This is a genomic window from Methanomassiliicoccales archaeon, from assembly GCA_014361295.1.
Lineage (GTDB): Archaea > Thermoplasmatota > Thermoplasmata > Methanomassiliicoccales > JACIVX01 > JACIVX01.
Genome location: JACIVX010000017.1, coordinates 1 through 7883, shown reverse-complemented (window position 1 = coordinate 7883; position 7883 = coordinate 1). Strand labels below are relative to the sequence as shown.

4 protein-coding genes and 1 pseudogene are annotated in these 7883 nt (G+C 38.6%); 3 read left to right on the top strand and 2 right to left on the bottom strand.

Going from position 1 to position 7883, the window contains the following annotated elements; genetic code table 11:
- Positions 1–85: 85 nt before the first annotated feature.
- Entirely contained in the window at positions 86–514 is a 429-nt protein-coding gene (locus H5T41_10310) for a hypothetical protein (GenBank protein ID MBC7109154.1), read from the top strand.
- A 6-nt stretch (positions 515–520) separates the two neighbouring features.
- Here the strand turns inward: H5T41_10310 and H5T41_10305 are convergent, their stop codons facing one another.
- Complete coding sequence (locus H5T41_10305) at positions 521–1654, bottom strand: hypothetical protein (GenBank protein ID MBC7109153.1); 1134 nt, start codon at positions 1652–1654, stop codon at positions 521–523.
- Between the two features lie 70 nt (positions 1655–1724).
- Here H5T41_10305 and H5T41_10300 point away from each other — a divergent pair.
- A pseudogene (locus H5T41_10300) lies at positions 1725–3202 on the top strand (MBL fold metallo-hydrolase).
- Positions 3203–3219: 17 nt separating this feature from the next.
- Positions 3220–6792 (top strand): Eco57I restriction-modification methylase domain-containing protein, encoded by a 3573-nt coding sequence (locus H5T41_10295; protein MBC7109152.1) that lies wholly within the window; start codon positions 3220–3222, stop codon positions 6790–6792.
- A gap of 787 nt (positions 6793–7579) precedes the next feature.
- Here the strand turns inward: H5T41_10295 and H5T41_10290 are convergent.
- Positions 7580–7858: a hypothetical protein gene (locus H5T41_10290; protein MBC7109151.1), complete on the bottom strand. Its 279-nt coding sequence runs from the start codon at positions 7856–7858 to the stop codon at positions 7580–7582.
- Between the last annotated feature and the right edge of the window lie 25 nt (positions 7859–7883).

Below are 7883 nucleotides of genomic sequence, written 5' to 3'. Positions count from 1 at the left end.
AAGAGATCCAATAGATTATTGTAACACGAAAATATTCTACAATATACTACAATATTATATTGTATAATTTACAATAGACTACAATATGAAGTGCCTAGAATCCGTGATCAGGTGTTATGAGCGCAGATACAAGCGTAAAGGCCGTCAATACGCCACAAAGCAATACACAATCAACCTAAAAAAGGACAAAGTAGAATCAAAAGGCCTCAAATGCGACGAAGAAGTATGTATACTCCCAAAACCAGAATTCCAAGAACTAATAGAAACATACCAAAAATATGAAAAAATACTAGAAGAAAACAGACAATTAACAAAACAACTAGCCCAAGCACAAAACGAATATGATAAATTAAAAAATGAACACAAACACCTACAAGAAGTGTACAAGAAAAGAGAAAAACAAATCAGCCACCTGGAAAACGAAGTAGAAAGACTACAAAACAGGGGCATAATCCAAATCATCCTGGAAAAATTAACTAAAAGAAAGGCGATAGAAACATCCAAAGAAGAATAGAGATGGTTATTTGAATGGTTCTGGTGTTAAGTTAAGGTTGTCAATGATTTCCATAGCTGATTCGAGGTTTTCAGCGACTTTTAGGACTTCTTCAACGGACCAGAACGTTAAATCGCGTCTGAATTCTTCAGGTAGCCCCTCAGACTCTCTTTCTATCCTTTTTAATTGTTCTTCGTCTGATATTGCGATAACTTTCTGTACTGTGGGGTTGCTCTTGGCCTTTTGCAAATTCATTAATAGGCTGTCGATGGATCCCCTCTTGTGGATCTCGAAAACATAATTTACGATTCCAAGGTTTCCGATCCTGGCACTCCAGACCACATCCACCCTCGCACCATGGGCAACCTGAACCTCTGTATTAGCCTCAAAACCCAACATTAAACCTATATCCCTCGTCAAATCCCGTATTTCATCATGGTCAAAAGTATAGACTCGCCGGCGGCCCCTAACATTCTGAATTGTCAAATCCTGTATTTCATCATGGTCGAAATCTTCAATGCTCGATGTGTCGGGTCCTTGTCCCATTTGACTTAATTCAAAGAAAAAGATATGTGTAAGAAACAAACCCATTTTTTCTCCTTCTGGTTCATCTAGTTGTTTATGGATGGATTTTACTAGTTCGTTATAAATTTTATATTCTTTTGGTGAAAGCGCGTACTTACTTGTATCTACCATGTCTATGCCTAGGATGTCGAGGGCTTCCCTGGCTCTGCGGTTCCATAAAGCACACTCATGAGGTTGAAGGTATGCTAAAATCTCTGTTATAGTGGCTGATCCCAGGCCTTTAATCATCCCAAGAACTTTTCCATACCTTTTATGTGGAGACATGGAAGTGTCTGTCAATATCTTAAAGGCTTCTCTGACCTTTTCCATCCCATTATCTGCTATGATTTCTTGAGCGTGATAATGTATGTTTCCCCTGAATCTTCTAAAGGCCCATGTATTTGATAGTATTTCTTCAAAGTCAATCTCTGAAAGACCATCTACCTTTTCACGGAACTTCTTCTGGAAATAGGATATACGGTACAAAATATCCTTCTCATCTTCTTCAAACTCTCCACTTTCTCTGTAACTTGGATAAAGCTTTTCAAAATACTCTTTCACTTTCTTTTTTTGTTTATCGTTTAATTCAGCTTTCATGCAAACTCTCCCCAGCTTTAGACCGTCTTACATAACCTTTATGTATTTGGTGGGTAAAATATATGTTTTTATGACATCCCTCAGGTTTTATGGTGGGGTGGATGAAATCGGCGGCAATAAAATACTGGTCAAAGACAAAAACAGCCTATTCCTAGATTTTGGGATGAGCTTTTCACAAGCCAACAAGTTCCTTTCAGCATTTCTACAACCACGAAAATGTAATGGAATCCTTGACTTTGTTGAATTAGGCCTACTACCCTGGATAAAAGGTATTTACCGTGAAGATTATTTGAGGCATTGTGGACTGCCATGCGAGGATAAGCCCAGCGTGGATGGGGTGATTTTAAGCCATTCGCACATGGACCATTCAGCATACATAAACCACCTAAGAGAAGACATACCAATTTACACAACCCAGGAATCATACATAATTTTAAAGGCCTTGGAGGAGACAAGCAAAAAATCATTCACAGACCTAATAAGCTTAAAAAGGACATTTCATTTTGTTTCAAAGAAGCGTGGCGACGGATACAAAAGACTAAAAGCTTCAAAAATAGAAAGAGAAATAAAAACACCAAGACCATATAAACGATTCGAAATAGGTGAAGTTACCGCAATACTCACACCAGTCGACCATTCATTGCCAGGGGCTTCAGCCCAAATAATAGAAACAAGCGAGGAAACCATAGTATATACTGGTGATCTGCGATTCCACGGGAGAAGAGGAAAAGGCACCAAAAAATTCGTGAAAAAGGCCAAGAAGGTCAGTCCCACAACCATGATCTGTGAAGGCACGAGAATAGACCAGAAAGAAAACATAACAGAAGCTGACATAGAAAAAAGGGCCACAAAAATCATATCAGATTCCAAGGATCTTGTGATTGTGGATTATCCTATAAGGGATCTTGACAGACTACTAACATTTTATAATGTGGCAAAAAACACAGACAGAACACTCACAGTAAACTTAAAACAGGCCTATATTCTCAACCAACTCCAAACAGGAGACTATCCAAGCCTAGGCGATGTTGCCATCTATGTGCCAAGGAAGAATTGGGGACTCATAGGAGACTCATATGCATGCTTCGATGGAAAATGGCTACCAGCATCAGAAATAGAAAAAATGGACCCATATTACATAGAAAGAGACTATGACCGTTGGGAGCGGAAATTCCTAAAACTAGAAAACACCGTAACTTATAAGGATCTTAGAGAAGAGCCCGACCAATACATTTTTAGGTGCGACTTCTTCGAACTCAAGGAATTGATTGACATCAAACCTGAAAAGGGAATCTATATAAGGTCCATGACAGAACCATTCGATGAAGAAATGCTAATAGATTACAAGAAGGTGAAAAATTGGCTCAAACACTTCAACTTAACCCTAATCAAGGGGATGCACGCATCAGGCCATGCCTCAGGCCCAGAAATAGAGAGATAGAACCAGAAAAACTCCACCCCATACACACAGAAAAGAAAGAAAAATTCAAAGTATTAAAAGACGACAAAATAAAAATCATAAACCCCACAAAAGAAATTGTACAATAGGAAAAACGGGGGTCCCCATGGAAAAGTCAAAGGTCAAAGAAAAAATAGAAGGGCTAATCGAGAAATATGAGAATGTTGAGAATCGGAAGATCCTAAACGAGGCTAATGTTAGAAAGGATTTCATAGACCCCCTATTTGAGGCTCTAGGATGGAATGTCCGCGATTCTCATGAATATGATGCTGAAATGTATATCCGTGGAGCAGGATATGCTGATATAACACTCAAAATAGATAATAAACCTGTTGTTTTCGTTGAAGCTAAAAAGTTTGGTGTTGTTCCTTCCAGGGAAGATTTGACACACCAGACAACCCTTGAGGGTCATAAGCTTCCTGTTGATTGGACTGAGGAAGAAAGGCAAGTACTCAATTATGCTGGCCGCACCGTTGGCGTGAAATGGGCCATACTAACCAATTTTGAAAAATTCCGCCTTTTCAATGCTTACACAGGTGAAATCGTCCTAAACACGGAAAAACCAAAAGAATATCTCGAAAGGATAGATGATTTAATGCTTTTAACAGAGGATAGTCTGAGAAGTGGTGACATAGAAGTCCTTGAGGATCGTATAGAAAGGCCAGACATAGACGAAAACTTCCTGAACCTAATGAATTACTGCAGGTTCCTGCTTGCAGAGGAAATCCATGATAAGTTCCCTGAGATGGATTTTGACAAGTTAAAATTTTATACGCAGAGAATCCTTGATAGGATGATTATAATAAGGTATGCAGAAGACAAATGGATCCTTGACCAGCCTGACCAACTGAAAAAAGCAGTCGACTTCTACAAAGGAACAGAATACACCCAATTATCATCAAATCTCATAAACTTCTTCGATGGCTTCGATAATGTGCACAACACAAAAATATTCGAAAAGGATGAAGAGCTTGACAAGATACTAAAAAAAGTCGATGATGAGATTCTCTCTGAAATAATTGAGCATTTGTATCGTCAAAATTTCAGAAAATTCAAATCAGACATCCTAGGAAACACCTACGAAGCCTACCTCTCAACAAAATTCGAAAAAAAAGACGATAAAATAAAAATACAGACAGTGGATGAGGCGAGGAAAGAAGCAGGCATCTACTACACACCAACACACGTCGTAGAATACATCCTAGAAAATACACTAACACCAAAACTCGAAAAAATCTGGAAAGAAACCCAAAAACTCCTAAAAAAAGAAGAATACCCCCAAGCAGTTAAAAAATTCAAAGAAACCGAAAAAATAAAAATCTTAGACCCGGCCTGTGGATCGGGATCATTCCTAGTCAAAGCCTACGAGCTATTTGAAGAACATTACAAAAAATACAAAAAAGAAATCCAAAAAATAAGAGAAAAAACCAAAAAAGAAAACCAAGGACAGGCAAAAATAACAGAAACAAACATCCTCACCAAATTAGAAGAACCACTAAAAAACTACAGATGGAAAATACTAAAGAAAAACATCTACGGCGTCGACCTGGACAAGGTAGCAGCAGAAATAGCATCAATAAACCTAATGCTAAAAGCAATGAAACGCGGAGAAAAACTCCCCCTAATCCTCGAAGAAAACATAAAAGTCGGCAACTCAATAGTAACAGGCGTAGAAGGAAGAGAAGAACTAGAAGAACACTCCAAAGAAATAGAAACAATGATAAAATACCGCGAAAAAATAAAAACAGAAAAAGACCCAAAAAAGAAAACAAAACTCGAAAAAAAATACAAAAAATTAAAAGAGAAAATAGAAGATGAGATAAACGAAAACCTCCAAGAACACTTCAAAAAACCAGAAAAACAAAAACCATTCAACTACGAACTCGAATTCCCAGAAGTATTCTACACTAGAGAGGGAAAACTAAAACAAAACCCAGGATTTGACATCATAATCGGAAACCCACCCTACATAAGACAAGAAAAAATAAAACACCTAAAACCATACCTAAAAAGCCAATACGAAACCTACACAGGCACAGCAGACCTCTACATCTACTTCATAGAAAGAGGCCTGAAACTACTGAAAAAAGGAGGAACATTCTCCCACATAACATCCAACAAATACACAAGGGCAAAATACGGCCAACCACTGCGCAAATGGATCCTGGAAAACTTCAAAATCGAAAAATACTACGATTACACAGGCGAAAAAGTATTCAAGGACGCCACAGTAGACCCATCCACCATCATAATCAAAAAAACACCACCAGAGGGGAGCATCACAGTCAATGAAGACTTTAAACTACCCCAAAAATACCTAACAGAAGAAATATGGACATTCCAAAAACCAGAAATATACCAAATAAAAGAAAAAATAGAGAAGATAGGGAAACCACTAAAGGAATGGCCCATAAAAATTTACTTTGGTATTAAAACCGGGTTTAATGAAGCCTTCATCATCAACGACAAAAAAAGGAGAGAAATCTTAGAGAATTGTGGAAGCAGAGAAGAAAGAGAAAGGACTGAGCAGATCATCAAGCCTATCTTAAGAGGACGTGACATAAAAAGATACTCATATGACTGGAAAGGTCTATGGATAATTGGAACGTTCCCAGCCTTAAAACTTGAAATAGATGATTATCCCAACCTAAAGGAGTACCTAAAGAGTTTTGGTGAAAGATTAAAGCAGGACGGAAAGCCAGGGCATAGGAAGAAGACAAATAACAAATGGTTTGAAACACAGGACACCATAGCATACTATCATGAATTTGAAAGAGAGAAAATCGTATGGCAGGAAATAGTAAGAAGTCCAAGCTTTGCTTATGATGATAACAACATTTATATTGAAGCAACTGCATTTTTAATGACCGGAGAGCGACTAAAGTACATTTTAGGGTTATTGAATTCAAGACCAGTATCATTCTTTTTTAAAACTTATTATGCTGGTGGTGGATTAGGTGAAGGTTATAGGTACAAAAAAGCATTTTTAGAACGTCTTCCAATCCCCCCAATCACAAAGGAGAATAAAGACACCGTGAAAGAAATAGAAGAGCTTGTTGATCAAATTTTGGAATTGAACAGGAAAAAACAGTTTATACAAAAGACATTTAAGACCCTTGTCGAAAATACTCGTCAGGGGAGAACGCCACTGGGAGAATATTTAGAACCGAAGAATGCCCCAGATTATAATATTAATCTGGCAAGGATGAAGAAGTTGGTAGATGATGATAAGGAGGTTGTACCGCGAAGGTATAGGGTTCATGGTGGGGAAGATTATCTTGTTTTAGGTGTAGCCTACGATGGCAAGGTTGAGGACGTTCTAAAAGTCTACTTTGACGATCAGACAATAAAAGAATTCTTTCACCTTTCAATCCATGATGATGTGGCGGGTAAAAAGCGAATGTACAGGAGCAAAAAGAAAATCCTCAACACAATCCTGACAGATATAAGGGTGCCAAGGTCAACAAGGAATAAATCAAAGGACTTGGAGAACATGAAAGCTCTAATGAAAATCCTAAACAGAGAATATGAGAAGGAGTTCAATGATCCCCGGCCAAGCTTAGCCGAATTGGAGGAGAAGATTCAAGAGGTTGATGCACGTATAGATGAGCTTGTATATGAACTTTACGGGTTGGATGATAGAGAAAAGAGGATCGTCGAAGAAAGTTTAAATTCATAAGAGCAGCCATGGACCCCTATTTTTTGATAATGTTAATTATCGCAATTTGAACAGAAATATTATGGTTTTTTTACGCTTCATGATCTTATTTTAAAAATTACAAGGTCATTGGCCTCTATATTGTATCTTTCCCTTATTTCATGGGGGAATTCTGATGTAGTCACGCTTTGTCATCTCTACTACTCAATGGAACCTCGATTTTCCTTTCTTCTACCATGATCAAACCTCCCCATGGACACCATGGTGCGACCTGAGCTCTTAAATCAGTTACAAGCCTACAATGAACCACAAAAGTGAAAATATGGAGACCTTGATGGGTAAACTTTCAGAAGGGCTTGATTATAGCCCAAAACAAAAAGAAAGGAAAAAGGGGGGCTTAAGATAGTGGTTTTTAACGATTATGTCACTGGATAACAAGCAGAAGCGTCCCTATCCTGCCACACATAGAACCAACGACCGTCAAAATATTCATAGTGGCCGCCGGGTGGTATGCCATTGGGATAATGGGGGTTATTCACCTTGGGAGGTTTTCCACTTTTTATCAGGTCATAGACGCTCTCACTATCCCCGCCACCATTAATGTCATGGCTGGAACTCTTTGATGAACTCTCAGATGAGCCATTAACCGGGCCACTACCATTCAAGCCCTTGGTGCTCTGATTCTCAACGCTAGTATTATTCTTTGAAAGAAATGATATGGGCCCTTTGGTGGGAGGCTGTAGCCGGCAAGGAAGGACACTCCAACGGCCACAACCAAAATGGTGGCCATTAGAATAGTATGGGCTAATTATTTTGCTGGTTTGTGGAACTTTAATGTTTGGAGCATGATGCCCATATCCTTAGGAACTTTCACAGTCTTACCAGAGAGTGTTATGACGGTCATTTCCATGTCACCTCTGCCATCGACGTGGAAAAGCCATACATCATTGGATTCTTGGATGAGTAAATCGTAGTCTAATATGCCGGTGAGAGGATCATAATCCTCTAACATTATCGCTGGTCTTCCCTGGATATTACCTTCCCATATGATATAGTCTTTATAATCAGTACCAGGCTCAAAGAGCATCCCTTCACACCAGCGCTCTATAGTA